The sequence below is a fragment of the Paradesulfitobacterium aromaticivorans genome, assembly GCF_054657415.1.
Genome location: NZ_BAAHYT010000004.1, coordinates 239,281 through 257,174 on the forward strand (window position 1 = coordinate 239,281; position 17,894 = coordinate 257,174).

Here is a 17,894-nt window from a genome sequence, read left to right on the forward strand (position 1 = left end):
ATTCAACTTATCACTTAAGGTATTGCTTATACAAAACCTGGGTCCCACTGTTCTCTTTCCCGGAAGCTGCCAAGCTGTCATAGAGGGATTTAACCAGCTCCAAGCCTGGCAAGTCCAGGTTCATTTCCGCAGCCGACTCCAAAGCTATTGCCATATCCTTAATAAAATGCTTAACGTAAAAGCCAGGGGCAAAATTGTCCTTGATCATGCGCGGCGCAAGATTACTGAGTGACCAGCTACCAGCCGCCCCTGTCTCGATGCTTTGGAGGACGCGGGCTGGGTCCAAACCAGCTTTCTTGGCGTAAGCCATCCCCTCGGATACCCCGATCATAGTGCCGGCGATCGCAATCTGGTTGCACATCTTGGTGTATTGCCCCGCTCCGGCTGATCCCTGCAGGATAATATTCCTGCCCAGAATCTCAAAAATAGGCTTCACCGCCTGAAAAGCTTCCTCATCTCCGCCAACCATAATCGCCAGCCGGGCCTCACGCGCCCCCACATCCCCACCGGAAACAGGGGCATCCAAAGCGTGCAGCTGCCGTTCCTTAGCCTGAGCGTATATCCTTTGCGCCAAAGCCGGAGAAGATGTCGTCATGTCAATAAGATAGGTTCCCGGCTGGGCGTGCTTAACCACCCCGTCTTCCCCGAGGTAGAGCGCTTCCACATCACCCGGATAGCCGACGATCGTAATCACCACATGGCTCTCCGCCGCCAAATCTCCCTCATGATCGCGCCAGAGTGCTCCGGCCTTGATAAGTTCCTCCGTCTTTGACTTTGTCCGGCTATGTACCAACACCTTGTACCCTGCTGTGAGCAGGTGCCCGGCCATGCTTTTTCCCATCACACCTGTGCCGATAAAGCCGATAACCGTATTTTTCGGATTAAGAGACATATATCTTTCACCCCTTTAAGCAATATTACCCATGAACTTATTTAAAAATGGACCACAAATATGCGAGGTGCATCAAGGTCTCCTCCTAACCGGCTGCCGCGGAATATGCTTTAGCGGAAAGGTATTTAAGCCTGTTTGTCGAATACTGTATGGACATTGAAGTAGACTACAAGGAGTTGTTAATAATGACTGTACAAGAATCACAGACACCGTACAAGAAACAAGACAAGAAGCAGGACAAAGCGCGGGCCAAGCTAAACCGCACTCTTACTCTAACCACTGAAGAAACAGACCTTTATGCCAAAAAGCTAGTGCACCTGGTGCAAAAGGTTGAACTTAACGAGATCTTAAATAAGACGATCAACCAGGACCTTTTTGAAGCGCTGGATTTACTGCCAGCCACATTCGTAGATTTACTCTTTATCGACCCACCCTATAACCTTACGAAAAACTTTAACGGCAAGACTTTCAGCCAAATGGACGTCCAGAAGTACAGCGCATGGCTCGAGTCCTGGCTGTCGCGCCTTCTCCCCGCCTTAAAACCGGAGGCTTCCGTGTACATCTGTGGAGACTGGCTCTCAAGCTACTCCGTTTTCAACGTAGCCTCTAAATACTTCAAAGTGCGCAACCGTATTACCTGGGAACGCGAAAAAGGCCGGGGGGCCAAGAGCAACTGGAAAAACTCGTCAGAAGACATCTGGTTCTGCACGCTCGCTGACAGTTATACCTTTAATGTCGACAGCGTCAAACTTAAAAAACGGGTGATCGCCCCTTACCGAGATGATACGGGCAAACCCAAAGACTGGGATGACAACGAAGATGGCAAGTACCGCCTTACCCATCCCTCTAATTTATGGACTGATCTAACCGTACCTTTTTGGTCAATGCCGGAAAACACCGACCATCCCACCCAGAAACCGGAGAAACTTGTAGCTAAGATCATCCTCGCCAGTTCGAACGAAGGAGATGTGGTCTTGGACCCCTTCCTGGGTTCCGGAACCACTTCCGTTGTCGCCAAAAAACTCAACCGCCGCTATATCGGAATCGAGCTTGACCAGACATACTGCTGCCTGGCTGAAAAAAGGCTGGCACTGGCAGACCGAGACCGTTCCATCCAGGGCTACCACGATCAAGTTTTCTGGGAAAGAAACAGTCTCAAAGACCAGAAAAACAGCAATAACAATAATAGCTTTGCTAAAACTCACAATTCTTGACTGTGCGCGGGAAGGGGATGACATCGCGGATATTGCTGATGCCTGTTATATACATAATCAGACGCTCAAACCCCAGACCGTAGCCCGCGTGTTTTACCCCGCCGAACTTACGGAGTTCAAGATACCACCAGTAGTCCTCTTTGTTTAGCCCCAGTTCATCCATCCTGCGTTCCAAAACCTCCAGGCGCTCTTCACGCTGGCTTCCGCCTACTATTTCCCCCACACCCGGAACCAGGAGATCCATCGCGGCCACCGTCTTATCATCGTCATTTAGCCGCATATAGAACGCTTTTATTTCTTTAGGATAGTCCGTCACAAACACCGGCTTATTAAATACCTTTTCCGTTAAATAGCGCTCATGCTCCGTCTGAAGGTCGCTCCCCCATTCAACCGGATACGAGAATTCTACCTTTGACTTTTGCAAAATCTCAATCGCCTCAGTATAGGAAACACGGCCAAAGTCAGAATTAACAATGTTATGCAGGCGTTCAAACAGTCCTTTGTCAATAAAGTTATTGCAAAAGGCCATTTCTTCCGGTGCCTTCTCCAAGGCGTAAGCAATGAGGTATTTCATCATGTCCTCGGCCAGTTGCATGTCGTCTTTAAGCTCAGCAAAAGCAATCTCAGGCTCGATCATCCAAAACTCAGCTGCGTGCCTGGCTGTATTGGAATTCTCAGCCCTAAAGGTCGGCCCGAACGTATACACTTTATTGAAAGCGAGACAGTAAGACTCCCCGTTCAACTGCCCACTTACTGTAAGGTTGGTTTCTTTGCCAAAGAAGTCCTGGGCGAAATCTACCTGTCCTTCTTCGGTGCGGGGCAGGCTGTTTAAGCTCAATGTAGAAACCCGAAACATCTCCCCAGCCCCTTCGGCATCACTCCCGGTAATAATCGGGGTGTGGACATACACAAACCCCCGCTCCTGAAAAAACTGATGAATCGCATATGCAAGCAGCGACCTCAAGCGAAATACGGCCGCAAAGGTGTTAGTACGTGGCCTTAAATGGGCAATAGTACGCAGGTATTCGAAACTGTGCCTTTTCTTTTGCAGCGGGTACTCTGACGGACACAGGCTTAATACTTCGATTTTCTCAGCCTTAAGCTCAAAAGGCTGTTTTGCTCCCGGGGATTCGGCCAGGACTCCTTCGACCGCGATCGCTGAACTTACTGTAAGTTTAATAATCTCTTTGAAGTTATCCAAGTTCTCGTCAAACACAACCTGAAGGTTGTTAAAATATGTACCGTCATTCAGTTCGATAAAACCAAACGCCTTAAGATTGCGTACAGTCCTAACCCAGCCCTGAAGGCTGATCCTCTGGCCGAGGTACTTCTCTGGCTCACGATATATGTGTTTGATATCTGCTTTGTGCACTATGTGTATTCTCCCTTGCCGTTAATATGTATGTTCCTCACTGATTATTGATTATGCAATCACCTTAATATTATATCCATTGTGAACCGATTTTCCAATTTCATCAGATCGCAGCCAAAGCTAACCCGAATGGTGAATTCTCATGTTAGGTTGTTTACAAACCCATTATATAATGAATCTCTGCATCATGAATATTTGCATTATTTTTGCTTTAGCAAGCAAAAAACCCTAGTCAAGCTAATTTTTTTTTGTTAGACTACTAACAGATTACACATTTTATTCCAACTGTTCACGATGCGATCATCTATGTTTTTATGGTGGATACTTGTAGCAAGGATTGTCTATACGTGTCGAATAGAACATTGCCAACAAGAGAGAAAAAATAAAAACTGGGAGGATGGTAGAAAATGAGTTTCAGCAAAGGAATCAACCAAACACTCGCCACTTTGACCAAGGCCCGGGCCGGGGATGACATTGCCCCCTACAGCGGGATGTGTGTCACTTGCTTGGATGGCTGCACCGGTCTGTGCGAAGTCGGCAAATCGGCTGTTCGCGGCAAAGAGGTTCTGTATCCGGCTCCTTTTGGCAAGACAACTTCGGCCTCGCAAAAAGATTATCCTGTTGATTACTCGCACTTTAACATAATGGGCACAGCCGTAGGTGCCCACGGCATCGAAGCAGACCCTGAAGTAGCGATATTCCCTGCGGTCAACTTGGAACGTCAAATCGGAGCGGACACGAAAATAAAAGCCCGTCTGCCCATCGTCATTGGGGCCATGGGTTCCACCAATGTCGCTGCTGACAACTGGGACCACCTGGCTGCCGGCGCTGCCATTTCCGGCGTGCCGATCGTCATCGGGGAAAATGTGTGCGGCATGGACCCTAATGTTGAGATTAAAAACGGACGCGTGGTCAACTCCCCGGCACTCGCTGCCCGCGTCAAAGCGTTTAAGGATTTCTACCAAGGGGAAGGTACCATTGCTGTCCAAGCTAATGTTGAAGACACCAAGCTTGGAGTTCAGGAATATGCTCTGGAAAAGCTCGGTGTTGACGCCGTTGAACTCAAATGGGGGCAAGGAGCCAAAGACATTGGCGGTGAGGTTAAATTAAATACCTTAGAGCGCGCACTCCAGTTGAAAAGCCGCGGCTACATTGTCCTGCCAGATCCCACGGACTCAGGCGTACAAGGAGCTTATAAAGCCGGAGCCTTCACTGAGTTTGAAAGACATTCCCGCATCGGCATGGTCACGGAAGAAAGCTTCCATGCCCGGGTGCAGGAAGTCCGCAACGCCGGAGCCAAACAAGTGTACCTGAAAACCGGAGCTTACAGGCCCGCAGATTTGGCACGCGCGGTGAAATTCGCTTCAGATGCCAAGCTTGACCTCCTTACTGTAGACGGTGCAGGCGGCGGTACCGGCATGAGCCCGTGGCGCATGATGAACGAGTGGGGTTTGCCCACGATCTATATTCAGGCTCTCTTAGTGAAATATTTAGATATGCTCGCCAAAAAAGGACGCTTTATCCCCAACGTAGCCATCGCCGGCGGCTTCTCTTTAGAAGATCAGGTGTTCAAAGGGCTGTCCCTGGGTGCACCTTATATCAGCCTCGTTGAAATGGCCCGCGCACCGCTGGCCAGCGCCATGGTCGGCAAGACGGTCGGACAAATGGCCAAGAGCGGCAAAGTTCCAAACGAATATAAGAAACACGGGGAAGAACTGGAGCAAATCTTCATCCTCGCTGCCGAACTTAAGGAAAAGCTCGGTTCGGACTTTGAGCGTCTGCCGGTCGGTGCCATCGGGGTGTATACTTACTTCGAACGTATTGCGCAAGGCCTGCGCCAATTCATGACCGGTGCCCGTAAGTTCTCTCTGGAATACATCACCAGAGACGACATCGCAGCCCTGACTAAAGAAGCCGCTGACATCACCGGCATCACCTATATCATGGATTCAGATGCGGAAGAGGTAGAAAGAATTTTAGAGTAAAGAGTAGTTTTAGAATGGGATTTTCAGAGTAAACCTTAATTTATCGGCACCAATAAATACCATGACATAACCCTGAGAAACACTTAACTTTTCATAGGACTGTCCAAAAGCAGGATTTGCTTCCGGACAGTCCTTTATTAATAGAGTCAAATCTTTCATCGTCATTATAAGGAACGAAAATTTCGTATGCTGCACAGGTTTATTTAGCAATCTTAATATATATCGGACTTAGACCCGAACCCTGGCCACAACCACTGAACTTCCAATCAACAGCACAATCCCAAGAGCAATGATTAATAAGTAAGAACCAGTAAGATCATACAGAACTCCCGGAATGAAAGAGCCGACTGCCCCTCCCAGCTGGTGGCTTACCGACACTAAGCCGAATACTGTTCCAATGGGATGTTTCTTAAACATATCCGTGCATAGGGAACTGGTTGGCGCGATGGAAGCCATCTCAGTCAGCCCGTAAAAGACCGCAAAAACTAAGAGCATCCACGGTGCCTGCGCCGTGAGTAGCACGACGAATGTCAAAGCACGTATGATATAGATCAGGGCTAGGAGCCTGCTGCGGGAGAGCTTATCTGAAAGATACCCGGTACCGATCGTCCCTACGATATTAAAAACGGCAATCGTGCTAAATGCCAGAGCAATCGTTGTCAGGGGAAAAGCTCTCCCTTGGTTAAACGGGATAAAGTGCGTTCCGATCAGCCCCACATCGGTAAAGCCACAGATAAAATAAGGCAGAGCCAAGAGCCAAAAGCGGCGGTCTTTAAGGACCGCAAACATGGGCGCTTTGTCTGCAGCCCCGCCCAGGCCGGTGCCCCCTTCCCGATTTAGATACTCCTTATACCCATAAGCTTTTAGTCCGATATCTTCAGGCCTGGCCCGCACCAGGAAAAAAGCGAAGGGCATGAAAAACAACAATACCGCAATCCCTGCCACCATTAACGAAATGCGCCAGCTATAGTTCGATATGAGAAAAAGGGACAATGGCACCACAATAAGCTGACCAGCGGCCATCCCGGAAAGGCTTAGCCCCATGGCGAATCCTCGCTTGTCCACAAACCAATGCGCAATCACAGAGGTAGCGGTCACATTAGAGCCGCCTGCCAAGGCAATTGCCGCCAGAATACCGTATACGATACCTAACTGCCAAGGCCTTTGTGCCAAAGAAGACATAAGCAGAGACGACCCCAGCAAGAACATGCTTCCGGTCATTACCACCCGTGCCCCCAGCCTGTCATTAAGCTTGCCGACCAAGGGCTGGAACAGCGCAAAGGTAAAGAAACTGAGCATGGAAATAAAGGTGACCGTAGCCCTGTTAACCCCAAATTCGTGCTCCCACGCCGTTACATACGCGCCAAATGAGCCGCGGACGCCAAAGGTGGCAAACAGAACGAGAAAACTGATGCCGAGAATAACCCAGCCGTAATACACCGGGAAATGCTTAAGCCTGCTCTCTTGAAGAATGTCCGTTTCCTCCCGTCGACTCTGAAATAAAGCCTCCCATTCTATTGTACCTTATTCTGAATATTTCGTCAACGGTTGCAAAAAGTAAACCGACAAGGCAGGATTATTTAGGGAAATGATAAAATTCTTCGCACAGTAAACCTTAATAGCCAAAACTTATCACGGCTGTCCTGCGGGATGGGATCGCCGGTATTGGATACTTGTAGCATCAAACCCAGTTTGTTAGTACTGAGGGTTATGTCCATCTGCGAGCCATAATTATGACCCTTGACTTACCTTAGTATGCATGCTAATTTTAGCTTAGCAAAAACCTGTATTATCGTCCAATCGGAGGAGGGCTTTTCATGGCAATCAGTAATGATGATTTATTCAAGCTGGTTAAGGTGCTTCCGGAAGAAGCCAGACAATCAGCCTATGACTTTTTGAAGTATTTAACAATTCGTCATACACGACCAAACTGGGACGAAATTGCCCAAATGGAGCCGGACGATTTACCTTTGAGTAAAGAAGAAGAATGGCAATTGAAAAATAACACGGAATTTGTGTCGTGGGAGGATGCGATGCATGAACTCAATTTACCGACTGACCTAATGCTGCTATAACCGTGGGCACTAAGCATACTAGAGCAATCTTAACGATTGCTAAAGGGATATTTTCAATTCCAGTTCCTGATGGAGCCAAAGGATTGTACAAATAAATATTTGCTTGTGTTCCTAGAACATACAAGACAAGCGAAAGAAAGCTGACGATACTTGGAATAGAACCAATTGATATCTTTTTGCTCATAAAATATAATCAGAAAAAAGAAATTAGATTAACTAAGGCTATTAATAAAACGAAACGTAAACGAGGGGACACTTGACCAATATATATGGCTGCAATGCAAATAGCGACGCACGCATTAATTGCAACACGCAATGGGCCTTTTGGAATGAGCATTGATATGATAAATAACGAAAACATCCAGACTCCGGCCAAATAAACTAGATCCTGAAAACGCGGAAAACCATTAGCTAATGATACACCAAAAATGTATTGAGTAGCATCAATACCCCCATTTTAGTCCCGAGAATTATGAATATTAGATAAATCCCGAGAAGACCAAATAACCAGAAAACCGGATATTCTGCCCATAGAACTTGCGGTGGGTTGCCATAGAAGAAACCCTTTACTCCATCATTCAGCCAATCTTCCCGGAGTCCTTCCTCACGGGCAATTGTCAACCTCCTATACCCGCGATAGCACTGTGTCGCCAGTAAAGATGTTTCTCATCTTGAAAGGAACGGGAGTCGTAGTTAATTGCCAGGCTCTCAGTCGCCATCCTTCAAACAAAAACCATGGTTCATCAAGATCATAAATCGGATTTCTCACCCACTCGGGAACTTCCATTTCAAAACGAAAACACAACCAATCGATCGCAGCCACAAAGTAAACCAGCCATCGCCACGTTTTTGGATGTGTCACTGTCGTGGGCAAAGGAGTAGCTAGCATACGCATTCTTTCTGAGATATCTGCCAAATAAAAATCATCCAAAAAATCGCCGAGAACTCTATACGGCTCGGCTGTTCCTTGAGCGATTTTTTGAAAAGCCTCTTCAGCAGTTTCAAGATAATAGGCCATGGACACTACTCCTTATACAAACAGTTGATCAGCGAGAATATTTTACCATATATTTGGAAATTAATCTAGAGGTCAGACCCTATTCTAAAAAATCAGCTCCCCCAATCTTTTCCTCAATCCCTCCGCCGGGAAATACTTGCCCGGGCACTCGGTATGGGCTTCCGGGACTTCCCGGTGCAGTTCGACATCGCTTACTTTAAGTTCGTGTTCATCCATGAGGGAGAGTATTTTATCAACCAGCCCCTTCAGTTGAGCTTCCGGAACCTGAGTCAGGCTGAAGTTCCCAACCAGGCAAATCCCGATCCCGATGAAGTTGCGTCCCCCGGCTTTACAGTGCGCACCGGGGAGATTCAGGGGCCTTCCGTCCTCACACCTTCCATCCGGCAGAATGACGTAGTTATATCCGATATCACTCCAGCCGTTGGCTAAGTGCCAATCCCGGATCATATCCACGTCAACAGGCACGGTTTTTCTGCCCATGCGTACGGTCGTAGGGCTGGCAGAATGATGCACAACAATCTTTTCCCGTTTCATTAGATCTTTCATGAGATTCGTCCCTCTCCCTTCACTTCCAGGACAGCGATAGCCTTGGCGAGTTCTGTTATGCTAGTGGACAACTCATTCAGTTTCCCTTCGATGCGCACTAAGAGATAAGCGCTGACCACGATCGGGAAACCGAAGTTGCCGACAAGCTTTAAGAGTTCTTCCATGTCCCGCTTTTCCTCCTTCCTTGTTCTTTAATCTATGATATGGCGGTGACGGCGCTCCCTAAGCAGAAGCGCCGTCTATGCTGATTTTTAAGCTGTCTTAGAGGTTGTATCCTCCCGGCTTAGGCTGATGGCGGGTCGTAAAGGTCGTTGGTCGTAGTGTCAACGATTTTCAAGTAGAGTACAATTTGGACTGATGTGGAAAGTATAACAAGCCAAATAGACCTGACCAATTGTGACAAACTTCTGCCCCGAACAAGTGATATAATACGAGTTGTCAAAGGAGGAGTGCCTATATGTATATCATCGATCGCTTTGAAGATCTCTGGGCCGTAGTAGAGACCAACGACCGGCAGACATTTAGCCTGCCCCGCGAACTTTTGCCGTCTGACGTTTGCGAAGGTGACGTATTAGACATCACAATTAGCGTTGACCAAAAAGCTACAGAGGCTCGTAAGACCCAAGCTAAGAATCTCCTAGACAATTTTTTCGATGAATGAGGTGTGATTAGTGGATATTCTCAACAAAAAACCCTGGCTCCTGTATGTTCTTCTCTTCTTCATTCCCCCGGTGGGGATTTTTCTTCTGTACAAGATGAGGAAGTTCAGCAAGACCACGCGGGCAATCATGGCGGCGTTGTTCGGCTTCGTCTTTCTGATCGAGCTGGCTGTACCTTTTACAGACGCAGAGCCAACCGGCAAGCCAACCGATGTTCCCGCCGTGGCCGGTGTAAGTGATTCTAAGAGTCCGGGTGCCACCGGGGAAACTGATGTAGCTGCGGCCGGGGAACAAACAGATAAGACATCGGATAATGCCGCGGGTGCCACTGATTCAAATACCAGTAATAGCTCCAATACATCGGCAGCTCAATCCACCCCGCTAAGCGGCAATCTCAAGGTGCATTTTATCGACGTTGGCCAGGCGGACAGCATCCTCATCCAATCGCCTTCCGGCACCGCAGTTTTGGTCGACGCCGGCAACAATGCTGATGGTACTGAGGTGGTCAATTACCTCAAGGCTCAGGGCGTCAAAGAACTTGCCGCCGTCGTGGCCACCCATCCGCATGAGGATCATATCGGCGGGATGGATACGGTGATTAAGAGTTTCCCGGTTAAACAAGTTTACATGCCAAACGCGACCTCTAACACAAAAACATTCGAGGACATGATTGCGGCCATTAATGCAAGCGGCGCAAAGCGGATCCAGACGAAAGCCGGTGTAGTTCTCGATGTACCCGGAATATCCGAAGTATTCTTGGCACCTAACAGTTCTAGCTACAGTGATACAAATAACTACAGTGCGGTACTCAAGATAACCTACGGCAGCACATCATTTCTTTTGACCGGTGACGCTGCTTTTGACTCAGAAAATGAGATGCTGAGAAGTGGCAACAGCTTAAAAGCAACACTCCTTAAAGTTGGGCACCATGGAAGTAATACCTCCACCGGTGACTCGTTTCTTAAGGCCGTATCTCCGAAATACGCCGTTATCTCAGTCGGCGCTGGGAACAAATACGGCCACCCAGCCCAGGCAACACTGGATAAGTTAGCATCTGCAGGGGTTACGGTATATCGTACTGACCAGGCCGGGACCATTGTCGCTACGAGTGATGGTAGTACGATTACGATTGATAAAAACGCATCTCCGATCAAACCGCAAGCTCCTCCGTCCCCTAGTCCGAGTCCTACACCGGCTCCAACTCCTGCCCCATCTGCCCCGGTTTCTTCGTCCGGATCTGTCAGCATTGCGAGCGTGGACCTGAGCGCCGAGGTTGTCACGATCTCCAATAGCAGCGGATCTGCAGTGGATCTAACCGGGTGGAAATTAGTCAGCGTAGAAGGCAATCAGACCTATAACTTCCCAGCCGGGACTTCAATACCAGCTGGAGGAACTCTCAAGGTGGTTAGCGGTAACAAAGCCCAGGCAGGACCAGGAATACTAGTCTGGACCAAGTCGTATATATGGAACAATGACGGAGACCCAGCGGCGCTGTACAACGCCCAGGGGGAAGTGGTCTCCAGGAAATAGGAGAGGTGATACATTTATGAGCGGCGCTGCAATGGCCGCCCTGCTGCTTTATGGCCTGGGCCTTTTGCTCTTTTACTTTATCGTCAAAGTGGCCGTCCGTAATGGAGTTCGCGAAGCTACCGAAAAGACGCAGCAATCCATTGAAGAGATCCGCGACCTAGTGCAGGCTAGTGCCAAAGCCCAATACGAAAAGCCCCGGGAGTGATCCCGGGGTTGTTTTTAACCTGCATATCCGGATATACAAATCTACCAAACTCTAATTCTTTCGCCAGGATAGATAAGATGAGGCCGGCGGCGAAGATGAGGATTTATGCGTAAAAGATGGTGGACACGTCTTCCGTGACGTCTAGCTATTTTATGCAGGCTATCTCCATGCCGAACAATGTGATGCATTTTGCAGTCTCTCCTTCTAGTTTTATAGTATCCCTTTTATTTCCAATCTCACTTTATTATTATGATCGGACAAAATTTTGCTGTGCAAGTCTATATGAATTTTTGCCCGAAACAAAAAAGGCTATGATCCCAGCCACCACAAAAGTTTTTTCTATAAAACTTAAGCGAATTCGCTTGACATTATGAGCGAATTCGCTTATTATTATCTCAAGAGATATCAGTTCCCCGCCGGAGCCGAAAGGAGAATGAAAATGTACTACAGATACACGAAACGAGACAATCCGATGTCAGACTGGGGGCACGCAATGTTTTGCAACGACCAGGAGCGCGTCGAAAATTACGGCGAATATGGATGGGCGTTTGACGAGAATAACGGCGTCAATATCGCAGACATTAGGGATGCAATCATAGAGGCATGGGAGCTAGACAGAGAGCAAGGATTTACCGGAGACTTTGGCAACCAAGTGTTTGAGGGCAGCGCGTACTATGACATGACAGGCGAGGAAGTCGCCGACAGCTTTGACCCCGAGGACATAGTCGATAGTGCTGAGGCTTATGATGATACCCTAGTTGTCTGGCTCTGGGAACGCATTTTGTCCGAGCGCGGGATCGATGCAGTGATTACCGGTAATGGAGCAGTTGTCTTTGATGAGTCCCTTATATCCCGGATCTAAGCGAAAGAGAAGGGCCGGGAGCAATCCCGGCTCCTATTAGGAGGCGCGAATTATGAGTGACATATGGCAAGGCACAGGACCATGGCGGGGCTGGCGGCTTACTCCCGACCACGCCCAAAGCAGCTACGATCAACCCGTCTTAGTTAGCCCACAAGGGCAAGTATTTGGGCCAGCTGATATTATAACAATAGACGATGTAATAACCGTCCCGGAGGCGGCGGAAGAATGGGGCAATGTCACAGAGCCCACGCTTAAGCGCCAACTGGCCGGAGGACGATTTGCGGGAAATGAAGCCCGTAAGGCCAGAGGGAGTTGGTTAGTGACGCGTCAAGGTATGCAGCGTGTCTTCGGTAACTCCGGGAGTGATGACGATGCTGACGGCAAAGACTTGTAAACAGTGTGGCAAAACCTTCTCCGGCGGTCCACGCGCCTGGTACTGTCCGGCATGCCGGGAAGAAAGGCGTGCTAAGCATGATAAGGATTATAAACGCCGTAAACGTACTGGTGCTCACCGTCCTCTTGGCAGCATAGATCAGTGTGTCATCTGTGGCCAGGATTATACCGTGAATGCCGGACAACAGCGATACTGCCCTAGATGCGCTGTAGGGGCAGTAAAGGCAATCGATAGGAGTCAGGGATTAAGTTACTATCATGTTAACAAGGATGCCATTAATCCAGCTCGAAATCTCAAGCGTCGCAAAGGATTAAGACAGTGTCCCATATGTAAAACGCAATTTGATACCCGTAGTAAAAGGATCTGTTGCAGTGATGAGTGTCGCAGAGCGTATATAAACGCTAACTGGCGTGCAAGATATCATCTTCGCAAGGCAAATAAATAGCCCCGCCTGATGAGCGCACCAGCGCCTACGGACCGGCTGGGAACTGGTCGAAACCGATGATCCGGCGTTATGCCGGGGAGGTCGCGGGAACCCGCATCGAGCTGGCTTTGCAAAGTCGGCCTTTACATATATCTGATCTTTGAAAAATAAAAACCCCGGCGCGGTAACCGGGGCATGAGAGCATTGCTAATCTTCAGTTATAAACTGCTTAGCAAAATCAAATATCGGTAAGATAAGTTTTAGGAACTCCCCCTCCGGGAAAACCTTGTAGCTAAACACTGATCCATCTTTAGTCAGAAGAAGTCTAAAAGGCTCTTGGTCAGGGTCGTCATTAGGATAATCTACTCGCATTGCTGATATAAGACCATTAGTTTCATAACGATCCCAATCCTCACTGGTAGCCACGTCACTACCTCCTATATAAGCGACGTCTACATTTAACAGCTGTATGCGACTAAACCAACCACCTTTTATTTGCGGACCCTCTGCTTGTTGGTCATATGAATCTTTCATTCTTAGGAGGTCTATACCTACTGGCTTTGCTCGCAACTGACTCTCATTGGCGTCTATTGGCATCCATGCCCGTAAGCGTTTGAATGCTGCATTAAAAACTTGTTTAGAAGAATAGGCACTAATTAGCCATTGTCGCCCATCGTCCACAAAAGCTGGAAATGCATTTTCACTCGCAATGTGTATTAGGTCATCAATCCTTCCTTGTTCTTTTGAATACCCAACTCCTTCAAAATCGTGCCCTAAATCGTGTGTGATTTGTAGTTTGGTTAAGGTTCCGTACTCACTATGCCCCAGCAATTCAACTTTTGTTCTTAAGGTAATATTGGTCTGTGAGTTAGCTGTTGTAGGCATAGTCTCGATTGGTAAATTAACAGGATAGCGCTCAATGTGAAATAGTTTTGCTGAAATTGGCAAAACATTACCCCCTTCTCCTTAAATTGACAATTTGAAAAGAAGGTTCTTCACGCTTATAACTAAATCCTGCCTGTTAGAAGAATATACGTATATTCTTTTTTCGCTAGCGTGCACAGAGCATCGGCCTGGTTTTTTTTGCAGATTAAATTTATCAACTTCTTGACCCTCTATTCCTTTTATAAAGAGTCTCTTAAAATAATCGTGATCTTGCTCTCCCGATTTTATTTCAAGTGCGAATTTTTTATGTCGGATATCTTGAAGCGATTCCTCTAAACCAGAGAAAACGCTTGTTATAAACTCATCCAGCACATCTTTAGTTTTTCGATATCTAACAAGCGTTTTACCCTTAACTGTTAAATGCATCGCAGTGTTATTTTCAAAATCTTCTATGCTATCTCCTTGAGATTTAATAAATTCAAGATTTACCCCTATAGGATCAAAGGTAATAATACTTTCCATACCATTTTTGCGAGAAAAATACTGAATATCTTGCTTATTATTTTTAAGATTCTTATTTTGACTGATTGCCGTTGTAATTAAATTTCTCAAAAATCTTTCATTAATAATTCTCAGAGAAGCCGATGGGACTAAAAAATCAGCAGTATAATTCCAAGAAAATTGAATGTTAGTAAACCAAAAATACATAAAAAGTAACAACCTTTTTAATGGTTCAAGATTTTGAATTAGTGTCTGAAGAATCGCTATGAAAACTGTTACCGTTGCCACATCATAACCATTAACAGGGACAACGACGGCTAGTCTGTACACCAAAATAACACAATACAGAAGTAACAATAAAACCCACCAGTACTTCTTCAACCGCTTAAAGGCCATGTTACTTCACCTCACATAAAATATTTGCTTATATATTCTATATTTAATTCACTTTACCTGCTCACACAATTGAACAAAATAATTCTTTTATTAAGCAAAAAACCCTCCCCCGCCTAAGCGAGAGAGGGCTCTACTAAGTTACATACTTATACTATTTTCCCCGGGCGGTTCTTCTCCCCGGTCTCCAGCCGCCTGAGAACTCGCCCCGGGCACAATAACTGGCGGGTTCACCTCATAAACTTGTGGCTTACTTATAATTGGCTCAAATGTATTAAGAGTGGCGGTAAGTTGTTGCGTGCTGGGCTGACTCAAATCATGCATCCCTGCTGCAGTTATTGCTATAAGAAACGCATTAAGCACGGCCAAGCCGATGGCCTCTACCGTGAAATTGCCGCCGACATACAGCACGAACAACTGAATGGCTGCTGCGATAAATACGGAAAGCAGGCGCACCCACCAGTCACTCAGGTGCTGGCGAATCGGTTCCTTGAAGAATTGCACCAGCAAGTAGGTTGCGGCCACCAGGCCGGCAAAGGAGCCCAAATACGAGGTCGTAAATAAATCACTAGGCATAAACTTTTCCCTCCTTATAATGTTTGAGCATACTGTGCCGCCAGGATCGCCGTCTCAGGTGCCCCAGCTCCGCAGCAATTTGTGACATTCGGGTGGTCCTTGACTTCAGGCCCGCCGATAATCACCAGATGCTTTGCCGACTTCGCTTCCGGATGAACTGCAGACTGGCCATTTCGGCAGAACATCGCACATCCGCCAAGCTTATCCGAAACGATCCTTGCGCTTGAAAAATCACGGTCCGTAAAATAAACCACCGCATGATCTAACACGTCTTCACCCCCTCCCCTAATACGGGTTATCTCCGCATCAATCGCCGCAAGCAGTTGCTCCCACGTGCGCCCATATCGGGCCAGGTACCCGATCGGGTCAGTGTGATCTGTTTCACCGTACATGGCCGATATGCCGCGGTGCGAAAATACGTTGTCCTTGGTATTCCAGCCGTACCGCACACAGGCGTCAGCCACGAGCCAAACGGTCCGCTGCCAGACCTGCTCAAACTTAGCCTGGTCTGTGCCCTTGGGTTCGCACATTTCCACTGAAAGAAACCGGCTGTTGGCCGTCTTGCCCGCGTGCCAGGCTTGCTCGTTTTCCGGGATACACCGGATAATTGTCTCCCAGTCCACGAAATAATGGGCAGATGCTCCTCTGTCCCCGGAGTTGAAGTAATCATGCTCATTCTGCGCTGTAGCTCCAGGAGTTGCGGTACTGTGAATCACAAAGCCCTGGGGATAGAGAGACGTGCCAGGGCGGTTGTACCGTATGAGTTGTTCTTGAACTGGATAACTCACTTAGAAGACTCCTTTCACTTAAAAATTGCCCGCGCGGCAATACCGGCGGCAATAAAGGTGCTTGCAACTGTCCGCCAGAGCCACGTGTTGCTTTCTTCAAGCTTATTAATGCGGTGGGTGTTTGATTTTGCCCGGGCATCGGTTTCGGTTGCTTTAGTATCGATAGTATCAACTTTTTCCCTTAACCCGTTATAGGAGTCAAGCTTGCCGTTTATCCTTGAAACGTCAGACTTGACTTCAAGTAAAATTTTAATTATTTCATTGTCTTCCAACTCCCACCGCTCCTTTCAGACATAAAATTATTATTCTGGTATCCCCTTTTCGAATACCACCCGCACCTGCCCGTCGGGCTCCTTCACACAGAAATGCCCATGGGCAAATACCCCCTCTTTCCGCATCTCATGATTCGCGGTGTTTGGTATCCACCGGCGGCAAGTATAACAAAAGAGAGAGTACGGTCCTCCCTCCCTGGGGCGAACGTCGGAGTAGGTCTTATCTTGTACCGTTCGAGCTCACCTCTTTCGTAGCATAAAAATAACGCCCTGAAGGCGTTATTGAACTAAAAATTGTTTGTGAGCGCTCTTGCGCTTTTCGTCAGTTACTTGAGCGTAGATTTGTGTTGTAGCAGGATCCTCGTGTCCCAGGAGCCCCTGGACACTTACCAGGTCAGCTCCATTATTCAAGAGCAACGTAGCAAAGGTATGCCTAAGCACATGCGGATGGACGTTTTTCTTTACTCCGGAGCGCTCAGCAATAATCTTGATTTCCCGCTGGATACCCCTATTCGAGAGCCGTCTGTATGGCTGCCGCTCTGTTATAAACAGTGCCGGTTCATCGTCAGTACGGCGCATTAAGTACTTTTTGAGATGGTATGTCGCCTTAAATGATAGATAAACCGTTCGTTCCTTGTTACCCTTGCCGATCACTCGCACCGACATAGTCTGCCAGTCGATATCGTCACGATTGAGCCGCTGGACTTCGGAGAGACGGGCGCCAGTTGCGTAGTAAACTTCAATCATAGCCCGCTCGCGCGGCGTTTTACAGGCCTCGCGAATCATTTCTAGCTCCTCGATGGTTAAGGCTTTCGGCATCCGTTTTTCTTTCTTCGGCGGCTTTATCTTCCTGGATGGATCTCGCGGAAGAATTTCTTCTGATGTAAGCCAGCCGAAAAAGCTTTTTAGTACAGATAGTTTGCCTGAGAGCGAGCTTGTTTTTAGACCGTTGAACTCTCCCAAATACGCACGGATATCTGCTGTCGTGATGTCCACAGTGGCCTTCTGAACGTGTTCTGCGAAGATCCTGAGGTCTAAGGCATACCCTTTGAGCGTGAGTTCGCTAAGACCTTCGAGCCTTTTGCCGGCCAGAAACAATTTAATCTTTGCGGCCAGATCCGGATGGCCATTCGGCAACGGCGCGGGCTTAATGTCGTATTGCGCAAAGATGCCCGTTAAAGAGTTCTGCAGTTCCTGCTTGTCCAAAGTTGGGCAAGAAACAGAAACGGCGCTCGTCACCTGCTCGAGCATAAGCTCAGCGGTGGAGCTAAGAACTTGGGTTTGCATAGTATGACACCTCCTG

Annotated in this window: 20 protein-coding genes; 8 read left to right on the top strand and 12 right to left on the bottom strand. The window is 47.7% G+C overall.

What is annotated here, in order from left to right; all coding sequences use genetic code 11:
- Nucleotides 1–10: 10 nt before the first annotated feature.
- Nucleotides 11–892 (bottom strand): NAD(P)-dependent oxidoreductase, encoded by an 882-nt coding sequence (locus tag ACYQ2N_RS01880; RefSeq protein ID WP_459997273.1) that lies wholly within the window; start codon nucleotides 890–892, stop codon nucleotides 11–13.
- A gap of 185 nt (nucleotides 893–1,077) precedes the next feature.
- On the opposite strand from ACYQ2N_RS01880, the gene ACYQ2N_RS01885 reads away from it, so the two are divergent.
- Nucleotides 1,078–2,106 carry a DNA-methyltransferase gene (locus ACYQ2N_RS01885; RefSeq protein ID WP_459997274.1) on the top strand — a complete coding sequence of 343 codons (1,029 nt, stop codon included), beginning with the start codon at nucleotides 1,078–1,080 and terminating at the stop codon, nucleotides 2,104–2,106.
- Here the strand turns inward: ACYQ2N_RS01885 and asnS are convergent.
- Nucleotides 2,087–3,478, bottom strand: a complete 1,392-nt coding sequence (gene asnS, locus ACYQ2N_RS01890) for an asparagine--tRNA ligase (protein ID WP_459997275.1) — start codon at nucleotides 3,476–3,478, stop codon at nucleotides 2,087–2,089. The genes ACYQ2N_RS01885 and asnS overlap by 20 nt on opposite strands.
- 407 nt (nucleotides 3,479–3,885) lie before the next feature.
- Here asnS and ACYQ2N_RS01895 point away from each other — a divergent pair, with 407 nt between their 5' ends.
- Nucleotides 3,886–5,463, top strand: a complete 1,578-nt coding sequence (locus tag ACYQ2N_RS01895) for an FMN-binding glutamate synthase family protein (RefSeq protein WP_459997276.1) — start codon at nucleotides 3,886–3,888, stop codon at nucleotides 5,461–5,463.
- A 228-nt stretch (nucleotides 5,464–5,691) separates the two neighbouring features.
- On the opposite strand, the gene ACYQ2N_RS01900 is transcribed toward ACYQ2N_RS01895, so the two are convergent.
- A complete protein-coding gene (locus ACYQ2N_RS01900) occupies nucleotides 5,692–6,903 on the bottom strand; it encodes an MFS transporter (protein ID WP_459997277.1) in 1,212 nt (403 codons plus the stop codon).
- Nucleotides 6,904–7,280: 377 nt separating this feature from the next.
- Between ACYQ2N_RS01900 and ACYQ2N_RS01905 the strand changes: the two genes are divergently transcribed.
- The gene (locus tag ACYQ2N_RS01905) at nucleotides 7,281–7,538 is read left to right on the top strand and encodes a hypothetical protein (protein ID WP_459997278.1); all 258 of its coding nucleotides are present in this window, start codon (nucleotides 7,281–7,283) and stop codon (nucleotides 7,536–7,538) included.
- A 625-nt stretch (nucleotides 7,539–8,163) separates the two neighbouring features.
- Here the strand turns inward: ACYQ2N_RS01905 and ACYQ2N_RS01910 are convergent.
- The 3 genes from ACYQ2N_RS01910 to ACYQ2N_RS01920 form a co-directional block, all read right to left on the bottom strand.
- Nucleotides 8,164–8,556, bottom strand: a complete 393-nt coding sequence (locus tag ACYQ2N_RS01910; RefSeq protein ID WP_459997279.1) for a hypothetical protein — start codon at nucleotides 8,554–8,556, stop codon at nucleotides 8,164–8,166.
- A gap of 84 nt (nucleotides 8,557–8,640) precedes the next feature.
- A complete protein-coding gene (locus tag ACYQ2N_RS01915) occupies nucleotides 8,641–9,102 on the bottom strand; it encodes a peptidoglycan recognition protein family protein (RefSeq protein WP_459997280.1) in 462 nt (153 codons plus the stop codon).
- Complete coding sequence (locus ACYQ2N_RS01920) at nucleotides 9,099–9,266, bottom strand: YvrJ family protein (protein WP_459997281.1); 168 nt, start codon at nucleotides 9,264–9,266, stop codon at nucleotides 9,099–9,101. The genes ACYQ2N_RS01915 and ACYQ2N_RS01920 overlap by 4 nt, the downstream gene beginning before the upstream one ends.
- A 293-nt stretch (nucleotides 9,267–9,559) precedes the next feature.
- Between ACYQ2N_RS01920 and ACYQ2N_RS01925 the strand changes: the two genes are divergently transcribed.
- The 5 genes from ACYQ2N_RS01925 (at nucleotide 9,560) to ACYQ2N_RS01945 (ending at nucleotide 12,752) form a co-directional block, all read left to right on the top strand.
- Nucleotides 9,560–9,763 (top strand): DUF3006 domain-containing protein, encoded by a 204-nt coding sequence (locus ACYQ2N_RS01925; protein ID WP_459997282.1) that lies wholly within the window; start codon nucleotides 9,560–9,562, stop codon nucleotides 9,761–9,763.
- 10 nt (nucleotides 9,764–9,773) lie between these two features.
- A complete protein-coding gene (locus tag ACYQ2N_RS01930; RefSeq protein WP_459997283.1) occupies nucleotides 9,774–11,291 on the top strand; it encodes an MBL fold metallo-hydrolase in 1,518 nt (505 codons plus the stop codon).
- Nucleotides 11,292–11,307: 16 nt separating this feature from the next.
- Nucleotides 11,308–11,496 carry a DUF6019 family protein gene (locus ACYQ2N_RS01935; RefSeq protein WP_459996631.1) on the top strand — a complete coding sequence of 63 codons (189 nt, stop codon included), beginning with the start codon at nucleotides 11,308–11,310 and terminating at the stop codon, nucleotides 11,494–11,496.
- A gap of 439 nt (nucleotides 11,497–11,935) precedes the next feature.
- Nucleotides 11,936–12,358, top strand: a complete 423-nt coding sequence (locus tag ACYQ2N_RS01940; protein WP_459996633.1) for a hypothetical protein — start codon at nucleotides 11,936–11,938, stop codon at nucleotides 12,356–12,358.
- Between the two features lie 52 nt (nucleotides 12,359–12,410).
- Nucleotides 12,411–12,752, top strand: a complete 342-nt coding sequence (locus tag ACYQ2N_RS01945) for a helix-turn-helix domain-containing protein (RefSeq protein ID WP_459996635.1) — start codon at nucleotides 12,411–12,413, stop codon at nucleotides 12,750–12,752.
- 631 nt (nucleotides 12,753–13,383) lie between these two features.
- Here the strand turns inward: ACYQ2N_RS01945 and ACYQ2N_RS01950 are convergent.
- The 6 genes from ACYQ2N_RS01950 to xerA all read right to left on the bottom strand — a co-directional run bounded on the left by ACYQ2N_RS01950 (nucleotide 13,384) and on the right by xerA (nucleotide 17,878).
- A complete protein-coding gene (locus tag ACYQ2N_RS01950) occupies nucleotides 13,384–14,124 on the bottom strand; it encodes a hypothetical protein (RefSeq protein ID WP_459996637.1) in 741 nt (246 codons plus the stop codon).
- A gap of 18 nt (nucleotides 14,125–14,142) precedes the next feature.
- On the bottom strand, nucleotides 14,143–14,958 hold the full coding sequence (locus ACYQ2N_RS01955; protein WP_459996639.1) for a hypothetical protein: 816 nt from the start codon (nucleotides 14,956–14,958) through the stop codon (nucleotides 14,143–14,145).
- A 138-nt stretch (nucleotides 14,959–15,096) separates the two neighbouring features.
- On the bottom strand, nucleotides 15,097–15,531 hold the full coding sequence (locus tag ACYQ2N_RS01960) for a hypothetical protein (protein WP_459996641.1): 435 nt from the start codon (nucleotides 15,529–15,531) through the stop codon (nucleotides 15,097–15,099).
- 14 nt (nucleotides 15,532–15,545) lie between these two features.
- Nucleotides 15,546–16,319, bottom strand: coding sequence for a peptidoglycan recognition protein family protein (locus ACYQ2N_RS01965; protein ID WP_459996643.1), 774 nt, complete (start codon nucleotides 16,317–16,319; stop codon nucleotides 15,546–15,548).
- A 14-nt stretch (nucleotides 16,320–16,333) separates the two neighbouring features.
- Nucleotides 16,334–16,591, bottom strand: coding sequence for a hemolysin XhlA family protein (locus tag ACYQ2N_RS01970; RefSeq protein WP_459996645.1), 258 nt, complete (start codon nucleotides 16,589–16,591; stop codon nucleotides 16,334–16,336).
- Nucleotides 16,592–16,870: 279 nt separating this feature from the next.
- Entirely contained in the window at nucleotides 16,871–17,878 is a 1,008-nt protein-coding gene (gene xerA / locus ACYQ2N_RS01975) for a site-specific tyrosine recombinase/integron integrase (protein WP_459997284.1), read from the bottom strand.
- Nucleotides 17,879–17,894 lie beyond the last annotated feature (16 nt).